Genomic DNA, 19,919 nt, shown 5'->3' on the forward strand with positions numbered 1-19,919 from the left:
GGGCGAGGAGGCGTCGCCCCGAGGGGCGATCGCCGCGGCGGCGTCGTTGTTGCCATGGTCGCCGAGCCTACGCCGAGGCGCGGGCCGGCTTGCGCGGCTGCTTACTGGCGGGTTTGCGCGACGACACCTTCACCACCGGCGCGGGAGCAGGCTCGAGGATCTCGGCGAGGAACTGGCCGGTGTGGCTGGCCTCCACCGCCGCGAGCTGCTCGGGGGTGCCCGTCGCGATGACCTGGCCTCCCCCGGCTCCGCCCTCTGGCCCCATGTCGATGAGCCAGTCCGCCGACTTGATCACGTCGAGGTTGTGTTCGATGACGATCACCGTGTTGCCCTTGTCGGCCAAACCGTTCAGCACCAGGAGCAACTTGCGCACGTCTTCGAAGTGAAGACCGGTGGTTGGCTCGTCGAGCACGTAGATGCTGCGTCCCATCGACCGCTTCTGCAGTTCGGTGGCCAGCTTGACACGCTGCGCCTCGCCACCCGACAGGGTCGTCGCGCTCTGCCCGAGGCGCACGTAACCGAGGCCGACATCGACCAGCGTGTTGAGGAAGCGGCTGATCGAGGAGATCGCCTCGAAGAACTCGGCCGCCTCGCTGATCGGCATGTCGAGCACCTCGGCGATCGACTTGCCCTTGTAGTGCACCGCGAGCGTCTCGCGGTTGTACCGGGCACCGTTGCAGACCTCGCACACGACGTAGACGTCTGGCAGGAAGTTCATCTCGATCTTGATCGTGCCGTCGCCGGAACAGTTCTCGCAGCGACCGCCCTTGACGTTGAAGCTGAAGCGACCGGGCAGGTAGCCGCGGGACTTGGCGTCGACGGTCTCGGCAAACAGGTTGCGGATCTTGTCGAACACGCCCGTGTAAGTCGCCGGGTTCGACCGCGGAGTGCGGCCGATCGGCGCCTGGTCGACGTGGACGACCTTGTCGAGGTTGTCGAGACCGGTGACGCGGGTGTGCTTGCCGGGGATCTGGCGCGCGCCGTTCAACTCATTGGCGAGCACCTTGTACAGGATGTCGTTCACCAGTGAGGACTTGCCCGATCCGCTGACGCCGGTCACCGCGGTGAAGGTTCCGAGCGGGAATTCGACGGTGACATCCCTCAGGTTGTTGGCGCGCGCGCCCTCGACCGTGAGCATCCTCTTCGGGTCGATCGGTCGACGCACCGTCGGCGTTTCGATCGCGCGCCGGCCCGAGAGGTAGTCGCCGGTCATGGAACGCGTGTTGGCGAGCAGGTCTGCGTACGACCCCGAGTGAACTACCTCGCCTCCGTGCTCGCCGGCACCCGGTCCGATGTCGACCACCCAATCAGCGGTGCGGATAGTGTCTTCGTCGTGCTCGACGACGATGAGGGTGTTGCCGAGGTTCTTCAGCTTCACCAGGGTCTCGATCAGACGGCGGTTGTCACGCTGATGCAGGCCGATGCTCGGTTCATCGAGCACGTAGAGCACGCCGGTCAAGCCGGAACCGATCTGGGTCGCGAGACGGATGCGCTGCGCCTCGCCACCGGACAGCGATCCGGCCGAGCGGGCGAGGTTGAGGTAGCTCAGGCCGACCTCGATCAGGAACTCCAACCGCAGCCGGATCTCGCGAAGCACCTGTGCCGCGATCTTGGCCTCGCGGGGGGTGAGTTCGAGGAGCTTCATGAACTCGTAGGCGTCGACGAGGCTGAGCTCGGAGACATCCGCGATGTTGTGTTCATGAACGGTGACCGCGAGCACCTCGCGCTTCAAGCGCTTGCCGTGGCAGACCGGGCAGGCGATCTCGCGAAGGTACGACGAGTAACGCTGGCGGGCCGAGTCGGTCTCCGCCTCAAGGAATTTGCGCTCGATGTAGGGCATGACGCCCTCGAAGCCCGTCGAGTACTTCATCTCGCGGCCGAAGCGGTTCTTCCACTTGACAGTTACTTCGAAGTCGTTGCCCTCGAGGATGGCGCGCTGCACCTTCTCGGGCAGCTCCTGCCATGGCGTCTTCAGGGAGAAATCGAGGTCGGCGGCGAGACCCTCGAGGAGGCGCTGAAAGTAGTTGAACAGGCCCTTGCCGGACTGGGTCCACGGCAGGATGACGCCCTCGGCCAGGCTGAGGGCCGGGTCGCCGAGCAGCAGCTCCTGATCGACCGACATGCGGGTGCCGAGACCCGAGCACTCCGGGCAGGCGCCGAACGGGGCGTTGAACGAGAACGTGCGCGGCTCGATCTCGGTGAGCTGCACCGGGTGCCCGTTGGGGCAGGACAGCTTCTCGGAGAAGTTGCGCCAGGCCTCCGGGCCGGTTGCGTCGACATAGTTGATGCTGACCAGGCCATCAGTGAGGCGTAGCGCGGTCTCGAGCGAGTCGGTCAGCCGGGTGAGGATGTCGGGGGCCGCAACCAGACGGTCGACGACGACGGAGATGTCGTGCTTGTACTGCTTCTTCAACGTCGGTGGGGAGCTGAGCTGAATCTGCTCACCGTCGACGATCGCGCGCGAGTAGCCGCTGGCCGCGAGTTCCTTGAACAGGTCGACGAACTCGCCCTTCTTCTGCGAGACCACGGGGCTGACGATCTGGTAGCGCACCCCGGTCTCCAGGGTCATGAGCTGGTCGGCGATCTGCTGCACCGTCTGGCGCTCGATCTTGGCACCGCAGATAGGACAGTGCGGAATGCCGATGCGCGCCCAGAGCAGGCGCATGTAGTCGTAGATCTCGGTGATCGTGCCGACGGTGGAGCGCGGGTTGCGGTTGGTCGACTTCTGGTCGATCGAGACCGCGGGGCTCAGACCGTCGATGAAGTCGACGTCGGGGCGGTCGACCTGACCGAGGAATTGCCGGGCGTATGCTGACAGCGATTCGACGTAGCGGCGCTGGCCCTCCGCGAAGATCGTGTCGAAGGCGAGCGACGACTTTCCCGAACCGGAAAGACCGGTGAAGACGACCAGAGAATCGCGCGGGATCTCGAGGTCGACGTTCTTGAGGTTGTGCACCCTGGCCCCGAGGACAGAGAGCTTCGGGCCGGACTTGACGGGGGAAATAGTCACCATACGAGTCTACGTAAGCCACCGACATTGCCCGATCGGTTAAGCCCCTAGCGGACCTGGTGTCAGCGATACTCCTTTGGTTGAGTACCGCACGCGCTCTAGCGCGTTCGCGTATCGAAACCTGTCCGTGGTGGGCCTCGATACGCGTCCTCGCGCGGACGCTCGGGCGCTAACCGCCCAGCGGAACGGCGCTACTCGACCGGCGAATCGACCGGCGCGGTCAGGCCAGGTGGCCCGCCGCCTCCATCTGACGTAGCTCCTTCTTCAGATCGGCGACCTCATCGCGCAGCCGGCCGGCGAGCTCGAACTTGAGCTCCCCCGCGGCCTGGAGCATCTGCTCGTTGAGGTCACGGATGATCGTCTCCAGATCATTCGCACCCGCGGCAGCCAGACCCGCGTGCTTGCCCTCGCGCTTGAGGCTCGGCGTGGGTGCACGCTTGCGCCCGCCGCGACCGCTCAGCAGTTCTGCCGTGTCGGCATCCTCCCGCTGCAGCTGGTCGGTGATGTCGGCGATCTTCTTGCGCAGCGGCTGCGGGTCGACCCCACGCTCGAGGTTGTACGCGACCTGCAGTTCGCGCCGCCGGTTGGTCTCCGAAATGGCCAGGGCCATGGAGTCGGTCATGACATCGGCATACATATGCACTGCGCCGGACACGTTGCGGGCGGCGCGACCGATGGTCTGGATCAGCGAGGTCGACGACCGGAGGAACCCCTCCTTGTCGGCGTCGAGGATGGCCACGAGCGACACCTCGGGAAGGTCGAGGCCCTCCCGCAACAGGTTGATGCCGACCAGCACGTCGTAGACGCCCTGCCGCAGCTCGGTGAGCAGCTCGACCCGCCGCAGCGTGTCGACATCGGAGTGCAGGTAGCGCACGCGCACGCCCGCCTCACCGAGGAACTCGGTGAGCTCCTCGGACATCTTCTTCGTGAGGGTGGTGACAAGCACCCGCTCGTTTAGGGCCACACGGGCGCGGATCTCCTCGAGCAGGTCGTCGATCTGACCCTTGGTGGGCTTGACCACGATCTCGGGATCGATCAGGCCGGTCGGGCGGATGATCTGCTCGACCACCGAGTCGGTGATGCCCATCTCGTACTTGCCGGGCGTCGCCGACAGGTAGACCTTCTGGCCGACCCGGTCGAGGAACTCGTTGAACTTGAGCGGGCGGTTGTCGAGGGCACTCGGCAGCCGGAAGCCGTGGTCGACCAGAGTGCGCTTGCGCGACGCATCCCCCTCGTACATGGCCCCGATCTGCGGAATCGTGACGTGCGACTCGTCGATGACCACCAGGAAGTCGTCGGGGAAGTAGTCGATGAGACAGTGCGGCGCCTCGCCCGGGTTGCGACCGTCGATGTGGCGCGAGTAGTTCTCGATGCCGCTGCAGAACCCGATCTGCTCCATCATCTCGATGTCGAAGGTGGTGCGCATGCGCAGTCGCTGGGCCTCGAGCAGTTTGCCCTCACGCTCGAGTTGGGCCAGGCGCAGCTCGAGCTCCTCCTTGATCGTGACGATCGCCTTCTGCATGCTCTCTTGGCCGGCCACATAGTGCGACCCGGGGAACACCGAGACGGCGTCGAGCTTCTTCACCACGTCGCCGGTGAGCGGATGCAGGCTGTACAGCCCCTCGATCTCGTCACCGAACATCTCGATGCGGATGGCGAGCTCCTCGTACATCGGGATGATCTCGATCGTGTCGCCGCGCACACGGAAGTTGCCGCGGGAGAAGTCGACGTCGTTTCGCTGGTACTGCATCGAGACGAATTTGCGGATCAGCGCCTCTCGGTCGATGCGCATGCCGACCTGCAGGGCGAGCATGGCGTCGAGGTACTCCTCGGACGAGCCGAGTCCGTAGATGCAGGAGACGGTGGAGACCACCACCACGTCGCGCCGACTGAGCAGCGAGTTGGTGGTGGAGTGCCGAAGCCGCTCCACCTCCGCGTTGATCGACGAGTCCTTCTCGATGAAGGTGTCGGTCTGCGGCACGTAGGCCTCGGGCTGGTAGTAGTCGTAGTACGAGACGAAGTATTCGACCGCGTTGTTCGGCATCAGCTCGCGGAACTCGTTCGCCAGCTGCGCCGCCAACGTCTTGTTGTGCGCGAGCACGAGAGTGGGGCGCTGCACCTGCTCGATGAGCCAGGCCGTGGTCGCCGACTTGCCGGTTCCGGTGGCGCCGAGCAGCACGACATCCGTCTCCCCCGCGTTGATGCGGGCGGTCAGTTCGGCGATGGCCTGGGGCTGATCGCCGCTCGGCACGTACTCGCTGACGACCTCGAACGGGCGCACGGATCTGGTCGGTTCCATGCCTCAAGCTTAAGCAGGGCCACTGACACTCGATTCGAATTGCGCCGTGGGCAGAACGGGCGCTGCACCGAGAACAATGCGCTGATCCGCCGGTCGCTGGTCGACGAGCTGATGCGTGACCAGCACGGTGATGCGGTCGGCGAGAGCGATCCGCAGATCTGTCATCAGCTCTCGCGCCGACTCTTCGTCGAGGTGTGCCGTCGGTTCGTCGAGCAGGATGACGTCGGCTCCCGTCAGCAGCGTGCGGGCCACCGCGAGCCGCTGTCGCTCCCCTCCAGACAGCTGTGCGCCGCCCGCGCCGATGCGCGTATCCAGCCCGTCGGTCAGTCGGTCGAGCAGGGGCCCGAGCCCGACACGACGGAGTACGGTGATCAGCTCTGCCTCGTCGGGCGCAGACTCGCGCGGCCGGGCGATGAGCAGATTGCCGCGGATGGTCGAGTCGAACAGATGCCCCTCCTGCGGGCTCCAGCCGAATCGGCGGGCGAGCGGCGAGAGGTCGCGGCCGGAGACGTCGTCACCATTGATGAGGTAGGCGCCCGAGGTGGGCTCGAGGTGTCCGAGGAGCAGCGCGATCAGCGTCGACTTGCCCGAGCCGGACGGCCCGGTGATGGTGAGCCAGTCGCCGCGGGTGACGCGAGCCGAGGCATCCGTCAGCACGGTCTGTGTCGGCTGCCAGCCCGTCGCGACCTGCCGCAGCTCGATGCTCTCGATTCGACGGTCGTCGACGGGTGTCCCCGGCGCCTCGCGCTCGACCGCCGTGGTGCGCGACACCCGGCCGAGTACACGGCGCAGGGCGGGAAGCAGCTGCACCGCTCCGACGAGCTCGAGCGTCGGCTCGATCAACGCGAGCGGCACCAGAGCGAGTACCGCCACCAGACCGGGCTGGATGTCTGGCTGCTGCAGCACCGCGAACGGCACCAGCAGCACGGCCGCCAGCGCGCAACTCGCGATCACCACCGCGCCGCCGAGTCCGAGCGCTCCAGCACCGCGACGAGCAGCGGCGGAGGCCCGGCCGTCCAGCGCCGCAAGCTCTGCCCGAACCCCAGCGTCGACCCCGTTGGCCCGCAAGTCGTCTGCGGCACCGAGCATGGCGGCGAAGCGCACCAACACCGTGGAACGGAGGGACTGCAGGCCTCGGGCAGCACGGCGATCCGCGGCGAGGGCCACCAGTGGGGCGACGATGCCGGCGAACAGTCCGAGCATGATCAGCACCGGAACGACGGCCGGCACCAGAACACCGAGCGCCACGAGCGTGACGAGCAGGCTGAGCACCCCGCTGGCGAGTGGAAGCACCACACGAATCGCCAGGTCGCGTAGCTCATCGACCTCGCGGACCAGGCGATCGAGCGTGCCGCCGGCCGTCACGCTGTCGCGACCGCGAAGCCCGCGCGCCGAGAGGGCCGACCAGAGCCGCATGCGCACGCCGGTGAGGGCCGCGAAGACGGCATCGTGGCTGAGCAGTCGTTCCGAGTAGCGCAGCACCGCGCGACCCACCCCGAAGAAGCGCACGCCGACGATCGCGACCAGCAGGTACATGATCGGCGGGTGCTCGCTCGCCCGCACGATCAGCCAGCCCGAGACTCCGGTGAGGGCGATCGCGAACAGCGTGGCGAGTGTGCCCAGCGCGACAGCGCCGGCGATCTTCCCTCGAACCGGACGAAGGAGAGCGGCGAGCTCGCGCCACGGATGCTCCGGCTCGCCGAAGGGTTCGACCAGGCGTGCCGGCAGGGGTTCGGCGACCACCGAGGACGACATCGGCGCAGCCTCGAACGCCGCGCCGGCGTCGAGCCGAACCCTGGCGTCGGCGAGGGCGCGGGCGGCTGGGTCATGCGAGGCGAGAAGCACCGTCGCCTTCCCGCGCAGCCGCGCGATCTCGCGCAGCACCTGCGCGGCACTCGCTGAATCGAGTTGAGCGGTGGGTTCGTCGAGCAGCACCAGGCGTGCACCGGCGTCCACGCGCGCGATCACCCGAGCTACCCCCAGCCGCCGCAGTTCTCCGGGGCTCATCAGCGCGGGCGGAAGGTCGGCGCTGTGGGCGATGCCGAGGCGCTGGAGCAGCGACTCGTCTCCCCCGTAGATCGCGAGTTCCTTGAGCACGGTGTCGCCGGTGGTGCGCGGATGCTGCGGCAGCCAGGCAACCCGGGTCGCGTCGAGTCCCTCGACCCTCCCGCCGACCTCGGCCGACGCACCGGATCGGAGCCGCCCGGCCAGCACCGCGAGCACCGTCGACTTACCGGTACCGCTCCGCCCGTCGAGAAGCGTGATCGCCCCGCGACGGGCGGCGAAGGAGAGGCCGGCCACGGCATCCGTCTGTCGGTCGGCGAAGCGCACGCGCAGGTCGGTCACGCACAGGTCGGCATCGCCATCGAAGACGATCGATTCTTCGACCGGTTCGTCGATAATCGCCTGTGCCCGGGCGAGCGCCTCGCGTCCGTCCCGCGCTGCATGGAAGGCCACGCCGATCTCCCGGAACGGCGCCATGCACTCCGGGGCCAGGATGAGCACCAGCAGTCCGACCTCGAGTGTGAGGTCGCCGCCCACGAGTCGCACCCCGATGAATACCGCCACGATGGCGACCGAGATCGTCGCGATCAGCTCCAGTGCCAGCGAGGACAGGAAGGCTGTTCTCAGGGTCTGCACCGTGGCGCGGCGGTGACGGTCTGAGATCTCGCGCAGGGCGTCGGTCTGTTCCTCGGCACGCCCCAGTCCGACCAACACGGGAAGGCCGCGGGCCAGCTCGACGAGGTGATCCGACAGCCGGGCCAGAGCCGTCGTCGCCGCGGCCACCCGCTCCTGGGTGTGCATGCCGATCAGCGTCATGAACACCGGGATCAGGGGCACCGTCAGCACGATGATGAGCGCGCTGACCCAGTCGGCGAAGAGGATGCGCGCGCCGATAATCACGGGGACCGTGGCCGCCGTCACCAGCGCCGGCAGGTAGACGGTGTAGTACTTCTCGAGTTCGTCGAGTCCCTGCGTGGCCAGGGTGGCGACGGACGCGGGTGCGGTGCCGGGCTGCAGAGCGCGGTCGGCGAGAGCCGCGCGCATCCGCTCCTTCGAACCGAGGAGCGCTCGTGCGGAGACGACCCGCTGCGCCCAGGCGACCAGCGCTCGACCGAGAGCGGATGCCGCGCCCAGGGCGATGATGCCGGCCCAGTCAGCGTGACCGGCTGCGCTGTTCCCGATCGCACTGTTCCCGATCTCCGTGTGACCGTCAGCCACCGCCGCGACGCCGCCGGCGATCGCGGTGGCGATACCGATCAGGGCGATCGCCTTCGCGGCACCCAGAAGGGCGAGCAGATAGAGGAACCCTCGCGGCATCCTGGCCAGGTCGTCGCGCGGCGTGGGCCGATTCACGGGTGTTGTTCCATCGGGCGTCGCACCGCCGCCTCGACCGGATGTGCGGCCGGCAGCTGGGTCGCGCTGACCCGCTTGCGGAACACCCAGTAGGTCCAGGCCTGGTAGGCCAGCACGAGGGGCACCCCGAAGCCGGCGACGACCGACATCACGGAGAGCGTGTACGGCGTCGATGACGCGTTCGCCACGGTGAGGTCGAAGCGGGCATCGATGGTCGAGGGCAGCACCACCGGGTAGCTGGCGGCGAAGATCGCGCCGACCGTGAGCGCGAGCGCGAATCCGAGGCTGACGAACGCCCAGCCCTCCCGACCGGCCCGGTTGGCGAACCACGCGCCCACGGCGACCGCGATGGCGAGAATCGCGATCACCCAGGTCACCGGGTTGCCCGTGCGAAGCTGCACGCCGATGAGCCAGACCGCGAGCGGTATCAGCGCGATCGGACCGACGAGGCCCGCGAAACGACGCCCGGCGACGCGCACCGGGCCGTCGGTCTTGAGCGCGAGGAACACCGAGGCGTGAGCGAGCGCGAATCCGACCACGGCGAGACCGCCGACGATCGCCCACGGAGTGAGCCAGGCGAAGGCGCCGCCCACCCGGTCGCCGTTCGCGTTCAGCGGAAGCCCGGTGGTGGTGAGCGCAAGGGTCGCACCGATTCCGAACGCGGCGACCAGCGAGCCGAGGCCCAGCGCGGCATCCCAACCCCGCCGCCAGCGATCGCTCGTTCCCTTACCCCGGTATTCGATCGCGACGGCACGGAAGATCAAGCCGAGCAACACGAACACCATCGGCAGGTAGAGGGCAGACAGCAGGGAGCCGTACCAGAACGGGAAGGCGGCGAAGGTAGCGCCGATCGCGGTGACCAGCCACACCTCGTTGCCGTCCCACACCGGCCCGATGGCGTTGAGCATCACACGCTTGTCGGCCTCCTTGCGGGTGAGGAAGAACAGCCGCATCCCTACTCCCAGGTCGAAGCCCTCGAGAAAGAGGTAGCCGAGCCAGAGAACGGCGATCAGGATGAACCAGATGGTGGGCAGCATGGTCAGCTCCTAGTAACTCGGGGTCTCAGTACGCGAAGGCGAGCACGTCGCCCGAGGTCGCGTCGGAATCGTCATCGTCGTCGTTCTTCGGATGCGCCAATTCCGGCACCGCGCTGGCGACCCCGCCGCGCACATACCGCACCAGCAGCCGGATCTCGAACACCATCAGCACGGCGTACACCAGCGTGAAGGCGCTGAGCGAGAACAGGATCTCGCCGAAACTCACTCCGGGCGAGACAGCGGCGGCGGTGAACATGAAGACCCCATCGATGCCGTCCGGGTTTGGCGCGACGACGAATGGCTGCCGCCCCATCTCGGTGAAGATCCAGCCAGCCGAGTTCGCCGCGAATGAGGCGAGGATGCTCGCCGCCGCCAACTGCATCAGCCAGCGCTGACGGGGCACCGTACCCCGACGCGTCAGCCAGAGCGCCAGCGCCGCGGCGCCGGCCGCGAGGATGCCGAAGCCGATCATCATCCGGAAGCCCCAGTAGGTCACCTCGAGCACCGGTGTGTAGTCGATCGCCTGACCGGCCCGATCGCCGTAGATCGCCTTGTCGGGCAGATTCGTACCGTACTTGGCCTGATACTGCGGGATCAATTCGTTGATGCCCTTGATGTCGGTGCTGAAGTCGCCCTTGGCGAGGAACGACAGCAGGCCCGGGATCTCGATGATCGGGGTGATGTCCGAGCAGTTCTTCGAGCCGAGCTCGCCCACCGAGAGCACCGAGAAGCTGGTGCCGTCGTGGCAGGCGCCCTCGGCCGCCGCCATTTTGAGCGGCTGCTGCTCGAACAACAGCTTGGCCTGTGAGTCGCCCGTGATGGCAACACCGGCGAACGCCACCATGGCTACGACCGCGCCGATCCGCAGCGAAGTGATCCAGACCTTGTGGTCGGCTTTATCCCGACCAGGGATGTCGGCGGCCTCGCCGACGACCACCTTCTTGTCGAGACCAACGGTGTCGATCCCATCGCGGCGCCGCTGCCACAGCTGGTACCAGGCGATGCCGACGACGAAGCCGCCACCGACGGCGAGCGAGCCGCAGAGGGTGTGGCTGAAGGCGCTGAGAGCAGTGTTATTGGTGAGGACGGCCCAGACATCCGTCATCACGGGGCGGCCGTCGATCAGGGCGACACCCACCGGATGCTGCATCCACGAGTTCGCGACGATGATGAAGTAGGCCGAGACGATCGACCCCGCGATGGCAACGCACAGGCTGGCGAAGTGCAGCTTCTTGGGCAGCTTGTTCCAGCCGAAGATCCACAGGCCGAGGAACGTCGATTCGACGAAGAAGGCGAGCAACGCCTCCATGGCCAGCGGGGCGCCGAACACGTCGCCCACGAACTTCGCATACTCGCTCCAGGCCAGCCCGAACTGGAACTCCTGCACCAGGCCGGTCGCGACACCGAGGATGAAATTGATCAGGTAGAGCTTTCCCCAGAACTTGACCATGCGGTACCAGCGCACGTCTCCGGTGCGCATCCACTTCCACTGCATGCCGGCGACGATCGGTCCGAGGCCGATGGTGAGCGGAACCATCCAGAAGTGGTACACGGTGGTGATGCCGAACTGCCAGCGTGCGATGAGCAGCGGATCGAGGTCCATGGGCATAAAACCAGCACCGTGCAGCATGACGCTCCTTCTTCTACCGAATGTAGAAACAGTTAAGTTCTACACCATGTAGAACTACATTTCTACATCGAGTAGAATCTGGACATGGCAACGCTGGGGGAACTCGAACGAACGGTGATGGACATCCTCTGGGATTCCGCCAACGCACTTGCGGCAACGGACATCCGTGACCGCCTCGATGGCAAAGAACTCGCCACCACGACGGTGCTGACGGTGCTGGGTCGCCTCGAGAGCAAAGGCTTCGTGATCCGGGAACGGGATGCCCGCCCGCATCTGTTCGCCGCCGCTACCACCCGTGCCGCGCACATGGCCGAGCTGATGCATGAGGTGCTCGGCACGGCGCCCGACCGCACCGCGGTGCTCGCACGGTTCATCGGACAAGTCAGCTCGGGCGAGGCGGCCACTCTGCGCCAGATGCTCGACGGTCGACTGGTGGGCGACAAGCAGCTGCTGTGACCATCACCTGGGTTGCTCTCGCGATTCTCGCGATCGCCCTGGCCTGGCCGGTGCCGATCCTGCTCGCACGGGCATCCTGGCCAGCTCGAGCGCCAGCCACCGCCCTGATCGTCTGGCAGGCGATCGCGCTGGCCGGTGGACTTTCCATGCTCGGCGCTCTGTTCTCGTTCGGGCTCGAGCCATTCGGCGACGATCTCGCCACCGGACTCGCCGCCTTCCCGGGCTGGCTGGTGGCGGGCGAATTGCCGGCCGGGACAAGCTTCCTGCAGATGTTCGCGGTCAGCGGCGGCATCCTGCTCGGGGTGCACCTGCTTCTCACGCTCGGCCTTACCTTCGCTCGCGCCGAGCGTTCTCGACGCCGGCACGGCCAGCTGGTTCGACTCCTCAGCGCACCCATTCCCGAACGCCCCGGCATGCGTCTGCTCGAGCACGAGGCGCCGGTGGCATATTGCCTGCCCGGAACGACCCGCTCGGTGACCGTGCTCTCGGCCGGGCTCGTCGAACTGCTCGACGACCAGCAGTTGCAGGCAGTCATCGCGCACGAGCTCGCCCACGCGACGCAGCGTCATCACCTTCTCCTGGTCGCCTTCCGGGCCTGGCGCGGATCGCTGCCCTGGTTCCCCATCGCGACGCGGGCCCTCGATGCGGTGACCGTGCTGGTCGAGATGTTGGCCGACGACCGCGCTCGCCAGCAGGTTCCGGACGAGGCGCTCGCGGCATCCATCGCCCTGGTCGCCTCGGCATCGGATGCGCCGGCCGTCTCGCGCCTCGACCCGGCGACGGATGCCACGGCTCGCGCCCTCGCCGCCGACGGCCATTCGGCCGAGCGCCGCCTCACGAGACTCATCACGCCGGGGCGGCCCCTCGGCGCCGCGGGCCGCGCCCTCGCGCTGATCTGCAGCGTGGCGCTGCTCGCCGTGCCGACCGTGCTGATCGTGGCTCCGGCAGTGCTCGCCTGAGCTCTGGGCTGGTCAGATCCATGCACGAGCATTGAGTGCACGGCGTTTCGGGTGTTTTATGGCCGCATAGCTGTTGGATAGGGAATATCCGTAGCGTCACACCGAGTACACCCGATGTCACCTCTCGCGGAATGAGCGCTCCATGGCACTGACCGACACTGCTCCGCGCACGGCCGCCACGCCGATCCTGTTCCACCGCCGCCGCGGGCGCGTACTCGTACTGCTATGCGTGATGTACTTCATCGCCTATTTCGACCGCACCAACATCTCTGCGGCCGGCCCCTCGATCATCAAGGAATTCGGCCTCACCAACGCGGAATTCGGCCTCGCGGCATCGGTGTTCGCGATCTTCTACGCCAGCCTGCAGATATTCGGCGGGTGGATCGGCGAGAAGGTCGGCCCTCGCCGTGGCCTCCTCATCCTGGGCCTACTCTGGGGTGCGTCGACGCTCTTCACCGGACTCGCCGTCGGCCTGGTCTCCCTGCTGATCGCGCGCGCGATCCTCGGCTTCAGCGAATCGGCCACCTTCCCCACCGCCACCCAGGCGATGAGCCGATGGATGCCGCCGGACCGCAACGGTTTCGTGCAGGGCATCGTGCACTCGGCATCCCGCCTCGGCACGTTCGCCGCGCCGATCGTGGTGACGACGCTGATCATCTGGTCGGGCTGGCGCGAGTCGTTCTTCCTCGTCGGGGTGCTCAGCATGCTCTGGGCCATCGTCTGGTTCGTCATGTTCCGCGACCGTCCGAGGGACATGAAGGGGATGACCGCGCAGGAACTCTCCGAGGTTCCCGCCATCCCCAAGGCGGCCGATCGCCCGCCGGTGCCGTGGAAGCGGCTGATCCGCACGATCCTGCCCGTGACGCTGGTCGACTTCGGCTACGGCTGGGTCGCCTGGGTATTCTTCACGTGGATTCCGACGCTGCTCGCCACCGTCTACAAGCAGGACATCAGCAAGTACGGCCTGCTCACCTCCCTCATCCTCGCCGGTGGCGTTATCGGCGACACGTTGGGCGGCGTACTGAGCGACCGGCTGCTGCGTAAGACCGGCAACGCCCGCAGCGCCCGGCGCACGTTGCTGCTGATCGGCTTCATCGGCTCGGCGCTCTGCCTCGTGCCGCTGGTGTTCTCACCGCCCCTGACTGTGGCCATCGTGGCCCTCGCCTTCTCGTTCTTCTTCCTCGAACTCACCAACGCGCAGCTCTGGTCGATTCCGATGGATGTCGCCCCCACCTGGTCGGGCACGGCCAGCGGCATGATGAACACCGGCTTCGGCGTCGCGGGCATCCTCTCCCCGATCGTCGTCGGTGCTCTCGTGGATGTGACCGGCGACTTCGTCGTACCGTTCGCCGTCTCCATCGGCATCCTGGTCGCCGCGACAGTGCTCGCCGGCGTGATGAAGCCAAAGCGGGTAGATCCGATCGGCTCCCCCCTCGCGGGCAGCACCGACTAGTTCGGACGCCGCTCACGGCAACACCGCGCCCCATTGTCAACACCGCGCAGGTTGTAACCCCCGCGCGGATGACAAGCGGGCGCGCGAATGAGGTTTCGCGAGATTCAGGACGTGGTGTGACGCGAGTGTCTCGAGTGGCGGATCTTCGTACCATCCGTCAACCCCCCACCACCTCCTGAATGATGCGCGGGCAGGATCGACGGATGGCGGAACACGAACAGGGGAAGTCAGTCCGGCGGCGGGCCACCGGCACCCGGGGACGCCACCGCGGCGGGGCGGGGCTTTGTGCGCCTGTAAATCCACGGACGACCGGTGAGCGGCAGGCTGACCGGCGAGCGACGGGCCAATTCGGTGATCGCCGCGGCCCCGACCAACACGACCACGTACGCGACGAGCGTCAGCCACGGCGTGGCCACGTGGTTGGGCACCCAGTCCCCACCGACCCAGAGCAGGATCCACAGCACGAGCGGATGCGACAGGAAGATGCCGAACGACCGGTCGGAGGCGACATCCACTCCCCTGGCCACGAACGACGTCGGCCGGCGGCGATCGGCCCACCAGCTGCCGACCGCGAGGAAGCCCAGCCCGACCGCGACGGACCACACCATGAGGATCGGCTGCAGCGGGGTGCCCGAGCGGTAGAGGCTGAACCCCAGCGCGAGGTGCTGGAAGGCGAAGACCCCGAGGGTGACGAGACCGGTCGCCAGGGTCACCCAGCCGATCAGTGCGCGATGCCCGCGAACCCAGGCGAGCAGCTGTTGTGCGTGGTCGGCCGCGACGGCACCGAGAAGGATGAAGAACAGGTAGCTGAAGAAGTAGACCTTGGCGTAGCCACCCAGCCACTCCGGCAAGTCCGGCACATACGCGTAGACCGCGGTGAGTGCCAACTGGAAGACGCCTGCGGTCACGAGCAGGGCGACGTGATGCCCGCGGGTCTTCCTGATCAGCCAGACGATCACCGGCACCAGCAGGTAGACCTGCATCGTCACGAGCAGGAAATACAGGTGATACCAGGCGTTGCCGGTGACGAGCTTGAGAGCGAATCTGCCGACCATCTCGGGAATGGTTCCGTATGGCGAATAGATGTTCGCCGACACGAAATAGATCGCCGACCACACCACGTACGGCACCCCCACGAGAAGGAAGCGCCGCGGCCAGAACTTCTTCATCGGCACCGGTTTGCTGAGGTAGCTGTAGACCAGTACGAAACCGGAGAGCGCGAAGAATACCTCTCGCGTAAAGTGCACGAGCCCGAGCAGTGCGTACAGGCCGACATCATCCGCCGCCGCCGTGTGGCTCGTGGTGTGCACCGCGATGACGCAGGCGAAAGTGAGGATGCGCACGACGTCGACCTCGTAGAGGTGCGGCGCGCGAACGCGGGGCGCGGATGTCGCGGCTGCGGGTTGTGCGGACGTCACTCCTGCTCCACCAGCTCGCGTACTCGGCTGCGCTGCACCTTGCCCGTGGGGGCGCGCGGCACGTCGTTGACGACCGAGATGTCGATCGGACGCTTGAATCGCGGGAGCTCGCGCTCTACCCGCTCGAACAGTTCGCCGACGAAGGCCAGCGTCTCGCTGTCGCTCAGCGCGCTGACGGGGATCACGAAGGCGACCGGAACCTGGTGCAGGATCGGGTCGGGTTTACCGACCACCACCGCCTCGCGCACTCGCGCGTCGCCGAGCAATACCTCCTCGACCTCGGCCGGGTAGACCTTCTCTCCGCCGCGGTTGATCACATCGTCAGAGCGGCCGACCAGGTAGACGTACCCGTCGTCGTCGAGGTAGCCGAGGTCGCCCGTACTCAACCAGCCGTCGGCATCGAAGCGCTCGCGCGCGCGCCCCTCGAAATAGCTCGTCACGATGCCGGGCCCGCGGATCCAGAATGCGCCAACCTCGCCAGCCGCGAGCACCGTGCCGTCCTCGGCCCGCGCCTGCACCTCGCTGCCGACGGGAACCCCAACCGACCCGTCACGTGGTGGCGCATCGAGCGGCGTCGCGGTGATCTGGCTGGCCCCCTCGGTCATCCCGTAGCTGACGATGAGCGGCACGTCGCCGAGCGAGGCGCGCACGGCATCTGGCAGCGGGGCGGATGCCGAGCGCACGAACCGCAGACACGCCGGCACGGCGAACTCCCCACCCCGGGCGAGCACCGCGAGCATCGCCGGCACCGCGTTCAGCCAGGTGATGCGGCGCTCGTCCATGAGCTCCCAGAACCCGGTGCGGTGAAACCGACGATCAAGCACGATGGTCGCCCCGGCGACGAGGGTCGAGAGCAGACCCACCACCTCGGCGTTGACGTGGAACAGCGGGAGCGGGTTGTAGCCGCGATCCGTCGGCACGAGCTGGTTGTTCTCGGCGATGCCGCGCGCGACGAAGAGCAGTTGACGTTCGCCGAGCTCCACCCCCTTCGGTGTGCCGGTCGATCCGGACGTGAAGAGGAGGGCCGAGCCCTCGCCCGGGACCGCAGCCGGACCGGTGGACGAGAGCGTGATGGCTGGCACGACCGGCACGACAGGGACGATGGGCACTCCGATACCGGCCCGGTCGTCACGATCCGTAACGAGCAGGTCGGCACCGTCCAGCAGGTCGGAGATGCGACGCAGCTCGGCCTCGGTGAGATCGGGATTGGTCGGCACCGACCGTCGCCCCGCCGCGATCACCGACAGGTGCACGAGGGCGAAGTCCAGCGGATCGGCGATGTCGATGATGACCGAGCCGCCGGGAGCGATGCCGCGGGCGTTGAGCTCGGCGGCCCAGACGGAGGCGGTCGCCTCGAGTTCGGCGTAGTCGATGGATCGATTCGAGCGTGCGTCTTCGAGGTAACGCGACCGCGGCGACGCCAACGCCTGCCGGTGGATAAGAGCACGGAGGCCTTCGGGTGCCGACATTCCCCCAGCCTACTCAGCGCACCTGTTCGAGCATCCACCGCCAGGTCGGCGCGAGCACGGGCACCCCATCGACGCGGGGGCTCCGGTCGGTGACGGTGCGAAGGTGCGAGTCGCTGGGCGAGCCGAGATCGAGCTCGGACACGATGGCGTGAGTGCCGGTCATCCCCATGGTCGCCCACGACGCCGTGACGTTCGTCGCGTATCGGTCGCGGACGTCCACCAGGCCGTACTGGACGGATGCCGGGGTCGCCCCGCTTTTGCGCATCCAACGAGCCGGCACACCAGCGTCGCTCTGCACCGGGGAGGAGAACATCAGGGCACCGTGCACCCGGAAACGATGAGCGATGTAGGCGGCGAGTCCCCCGCCCTGGGAGTGGCCTGCGACGACCACCCGATCCCAGCGGATGCTGTCGCCGGAGCGATACCGTGACCAGGCCCCGCCGGGGTCGGTGAATTGCAGGTGGTCGAGCGACATCCGCAACCGGTTGAGGATCGAGTCACGCCGGTCGACCGAATTGAACGCGCTCTGCCCGCCGCCCTGGAAGCGATTGCGCTGCACCTCGCCATAACAGCGCGGCGCCCCGGCACACAGGTGCACCACGGACTGGCCGCGATTCGGATAGTCAAGGGCGAGCACGTGGTAGCCGAGCGAGGCCGCGGTGTCGAGGAAGGAGCGGTAGTCGCGAGGGACCGAGCGGGTGGCCGGCAGAAACAGCAGCAGCGGGCTGCCCTTCGTGCCTCTGACGGCGAAGTTGCGCGCGTTTGGCGAGAGAAAGGCATCGCCGGTCTCCGGCAGCCGGAACGAGATGAGCGACGATCCCGGCCCATCGTGATCAGGGGTAGTGGCGTGGTCGCGGGTATCGGCCCGGGCGGCCTGGGCAACAGTGCACGACAGCACGACGCAGAGCGCTGCGGCGATGATCGCCAGGCGTCGCCCCGTGCGCATGCGACTCCCCTCGGTCCCCGTCTACCGCAGCAACCATATCCCGGGTCGGCCCATAACCCGGGAGAACTTAGAGCTCGCGGAGCTGCGTCCACACGTCGTCGGCCTGCGCGAGTGTGTCGTCGAGCGTGCCGTTGCTGTCGATCACGATGTCGGCGATCGCTCGGCGCTCCGCGTCGGTGGCCTGCGACGCGATGCGGCGCGCGGCGTCGTGGTCGCTCATCCCCCGCAACTCGACGAGGCGACGGATGCGCGTTGCCGGTTCTGCCTCCACCACGATGATCTTCTCGAACCGGTGATACCCGCTCTGCGAAGAGGCCTCGAGAAGCAGCGGGACGTCGTAGACCACGACGGCATCCGGGTCGTGCGCCTCCGCAGCAGCAATCAGGTCGCGTGCCCGCTGCTGCACCAGCGGGTGGGTGATGGCGTTGAGGTCGAGGCGCGCGCGATCGTCCGTAAAGATGATCGCCCCGAGTGCTGGGCGGTCGAGCATGCCGTCCGCGGTGATGACCCCGGCACCGAAACGATCGGCGACCGCAGCGAGCCCGGGCGTACCCGGCTCGACGACCTCCCGCGCCAGCCGATCCGCGTCGATCACGATCGCTCCGTGGCTCGCCAGTCGTTGCGCCACGGCGCTCTTCCCCGAGGCGATCCCGCCCGTCAGCCCGATCAGATGCACGCGACAATGCTAGCCGCGCGCCTGCCTTCCCCTGAGTTGCATGTTTTGGTCCCTTTCAGCGCCTGAAAGGGACCAAAACATGCAACTCACGGCTGGCGGACCTGGTCGAGCATCCAGCGCCAGGTCGGAGCGAAGACCGGGACGCCATTCGCTCCTCGGGGTGTTCGGTCGTCCACCGACCTGCCATGCGTCTGAATCGGGCTCCCCACCGGGAGCGAGCTCAGAAGCGCGTGGCCTCCGGTCGGCACGGCAACCGGATCGTGATCGGTGCCCAGCCCGAGCTTGCGCCAGCTCCCGGCGATCCTGTCCTGGTAGATATCGCCGAGCACGTCGAAGCCGAACATCCGGCTCACCGGCGTTGCACCCTTCCCGTCGATCCAGGATGCCGTGACGTTGTCGTACGACTCGACCGGCGAGGAGAACATCAGCACACCCTGCACCCGGTTGTAGTGCGCGATGAATGCCGACTCCCCGCCACCCTGCGAATGCCCGGCCACCACGATGCGGGACCAGTCGATGTGCCCGTGTTGCAGATAGCGCCCCCATCTACCGCTCGGGTCGTGCTGCTCGAGATAGTGCACCGTCGCGCGAAAGCGGTTGGTGATGGAATTGGCCGCGGTCACGTGACTGAATCGCGACGGATCCGCACCGGTAAACCGGTTGCGCTGCAGCATGGTGTAGCACTTCGCATCGCCCAAGCAGGTGCGGGTGACCGACCGCCCGAGGTTCGGGTAGTCGAGACCGATCACGCTGTAGCCGACGGCGGCCGCCGTTGCGAGAAAGGCCCGATAGTCGTCGGGCACCGCCCCCGTCGCAGGGAGGAACAGCAGCAGTGGTGCCGGGCGGGCGGCAGCGCGGGCCAGGTTGGGAAAGTCGGGGGCGGGGGCGATCCCGTCGAGATACGGGAGTCGGAATCGGAGGAAGCCATGGTCAGACGGCGACGACGAGGCTGACGGATGCCCGGCATCCGTCCCTGCGAACGCCGGCGCCGCCGCGCCGACGCCGACCAGCATTGCCACCGTTACCGCGAGGGCGCGGCCCGTCGACAGGCTCCGGGACCGGACGGACCGTGAGACTGTCGACGGGCGGAACCATCGGCGGCGCATGACCGAATCATAAGCACCGACAGATGCAAAACGGCCGGATCCCCGAGGGGATCCGGCCGTGTGGTGCTGCTGACCTACTAGTTGGCAGTGCCTACTAGTTGGC

At 67.3% G+C, this 19,919-nt stretch carries 13 protein-coding genes; 3 read left to right on the plus strand and 10 right to left on the minus strand.

Annotation, left to right across the window (positions count from 1 at the left end):
- Positions 1 to 67: 67 nt before the first annotated feature.
- The 5 genes from uvrA to IV501_RS10360 all read right to left on the minus strand — a co-directional run bounded on the left by uvrA (position 68) and on the right by IV501_RS10360 (position 11,333).
- The gene (gene uvrA, locus IV501_RS10340) at positions 68 to 3,010 is read right to left on the minus strand and encodes an excinuclease ABC subunit UvrA (RefSeq protein WP_307812173.1); all 2,943 of its coding nucleotides are present in this window, start codon (positions 3,008 to 3,010) and stop codon (positions 68 to 70) included.
- 220 nt (positions 3,011 to 3,230) lie between these two features.
- Complete coding sequence (gene uvrB, locus IV501_RS10345) at positions 3,231 to 5,309, minus strand: excinuclease ABC subunit UvrB (RefSeq protein ID WP_200555129.1); 2,079 nt, start codon at positions 5,307 to 5,309, stop codon at positions 3,231 to 3,233.
- 9 nt (positions 5,310 to 5,318) lie between these two features.
- Positions 5,319 to 8,666 carry a thiol reductant ABC exporter subunit CydC gene (gene cydC, locus IV501_RS10350; RefSeq protein WP_307812172.1) on the minus strand — a complete coding sequence of 1,116 codons (3,348 nt, stop codon included), beginning with the start codon at positions 8,664 to 8,666 and terminating at the stop codon, positions 5,319 to 5,321.
- Positions 8,663 to 9,709 (minus strand): cytochrome d ubiquinol oxidase subunit II, encoded by a 1,047-nt coding sequence (gene cydB / locus IV501_RS10355; RefSeq protein WP_200555443.1) that lies wholly within the window; start codon positions 9,707 to 9,709, stop codon positions 8,663 to 8,665. The genes cydC and cydB overlap by 4 nt, the downstream gene beginning before the upstream one ends.
- A gap of 19 nt (positions 9,710 to 9,728) precedes the next feature.
- Complete coding sequence (locus IV501_RS10360) at positions 9,729 to 11,333, minus strand: cytochrome ubiquinol oxidase subunit I (RefSeq protein WP_234698112.1); 1,605 nt, start codon at positions 11,331 to 11,333, stop codon at positions 9,729 to 9,731.
- Between the two features lie 84 nt (positions 11,334 to 11,417).
- On the opposite strand from IV501_RS10360, the gene IV501_RS10365 reads away from it, so the two are divergent.
- The 3 genes from IV501_RS10365 to IV501_RS10375 all read left to right on the plus strand — a co-directional run bounded on the left by IV501_RS10365 (position 11,418) and on the right by IV501_RS10375 (position 14,201).
- Entirely contained in the window at positions 11,418 to 11,789 is a 372-nt protein-coding gene (locus IV501_RS10365; protein ID WP_200555128.1) for a BlaI/MecI/CopY family transcriptional regulator, read from the plus strand.
- On the plus strand, positions 11,786 to 12,748 hold the full coding sequence (locus IV501_RS10370; RefSeq protein ID WP_200555127.1) for a M56 family metallopeptidase: 963 nt from the start codon (positions 11,786 to 11,788) through the stop codon (positions 12,746 to 12,748). The genes IV501_RS10365 and IV501_RS10370 overlap by 4 nt, the downstream gene beginning before the upstream one ends.
- Positions 12,749 to 12,890: 142 nt before the next feature.
- On the plus strand, positions 12,891 to 14,201 hold the full coding sequence (locus IV501_RS10375; protein ID WP_200555126.1) for an MFS transporter: 1,311 nt from the start codon (positions 12,891 to 12,893) through the stop codon (positions 14,199 to 14,201).
- A gap of 227 nt (positions 14,202 to 14,428) precedes the next feature.
- Here IV501_RS10375 and IV501_RS10380 read toward each other — a convergent pair whose 3' ends face one another.
- The 5 genes from IV501_RS10380 to IV501_RS10400 form a co-directional block, all read right to left on the minus strand.
- Positions 14,429 to 15,619 (minus strand): acyltransferase, encoded by a 1,191-nt coding sequence (locus IV501_RS10380; protein WP_200555125.1) that lies wholly within the window; start codon positions 15,617 to 15,619, stop codon positions 14,429 to 14,431.
- Positions 15,616 to 17,088, minus strand: coding sequence for a class I adenylate-forming enzyme family protein (locus tag IV501_RS10385; RefSeq protein ID WP_200555124.1), 1,473 nt, complete (start codon positions 17,086 to 17,088; stop codon positions 15,616 to 15,618). The genes IV501_RS10380 and IV501_RS10385 overlap by 4 nt, the downstream gene beginning before the upstream one ends.
- Positions 17,089 to 17,101: 13 nt before the next feature.
- Entirely contained in the window at positions 17,102 to 18,034 is a 933-nt protein-coding gene (locus IV501_RS10390) for a BPSS1187 family protein (RefSeq protein ID WP_200555123.1), read from the minus strand.
- Between the two features lie 67 nt (positions 18,035 to 18,101).
- Positions 18,102 to 18,710, minus strand: a complete 609-nt coding sequence (gene coaE / locus IV501_RS10395) for a dephospho-CoA kinase (RefSeq protein ID WP_200555122.1) — start codon at positions 18,708 to 18,710, stop codon at positions 18,102 to 18,104.
- 86 nt (positions 18,711 to 18,796) lie between these two features.
- Positions 18,797 to 19,816, minus strand: coding sequence for a BPSS1187 family protein (locus tag IV501_RS10400; protein WP_200555121.1), 1,020 nt, complete (start codon positions 19,814 to 19,816; stop codon positions 18,797 to 18,799).
- Between the last annotated feature and the right edge of the window lie 103 nt (positions 19,817 to 19,919).

Source organism: Lacisediminihabitans changchengi (genome assembly GCF_016634425.1).
GTDB classification, from domain to species: Bacteria; Actinomycetota; Actinomycetes; order Actinomycetales; family Microbacteriaceae; genus Lacisediminihabitans; species Lacisediminihabitans changchengi.

Excerpts from the sequence above, each read along its gene's own strand:
- uvrB (WP_200555129.1), bottom strand. The coding sequence starts at position 5,309 with ATGGAACCGACCAGATCCGTGCGCCCGTTCGAGGTCGTCAGCGAGTAC.
- IV501_RS10360 (WP_234698112.1), bottom strand. The coding sequence starts at position 11,333 with ATGCTGCACGGTGCTGGTTTTATGCCCATGGACCTCGATCCGCTGCTC.
- IV501_RS10365 (WP_200555128.1), top strand. The coding sequence starts at position 11,418 with ATGGCAACGCTGGGGGAACTCGAACGAACGGTGATGGACATCCTCTGG.
- IV501_RS10375 (WP_200555126.1), top strand. The coding sequence starts at position 12,891 with ATGGCACTGACCGACACTGCTCCGCGCACGGCCGCCACGCCGATCCTG.
- IV501_RS10385 (WP_200555124.1), bottom strand. The coding sequence starts at position 17,088 with ATGTCGGCACCCGAAGGCCTCCGTGCTCTTATCCACCGGCAGGCGTTG.
- IV501_RS10390 (WP_200555123.1), bottom strand. The coding sequence starts at position 18,034 with ATGCGCACGGGGCGACGCCTGGCGATCATCGCCGCAGCGCTCTGCGTC.
- IV501_RS10400 (WP_200555121.1), bottom strand. The coding sequence starts at position 19,816 with ATGCGCCGCCGATGGTTCCGCCCGTCGACAGTCTCACGGTCCGTCCGG.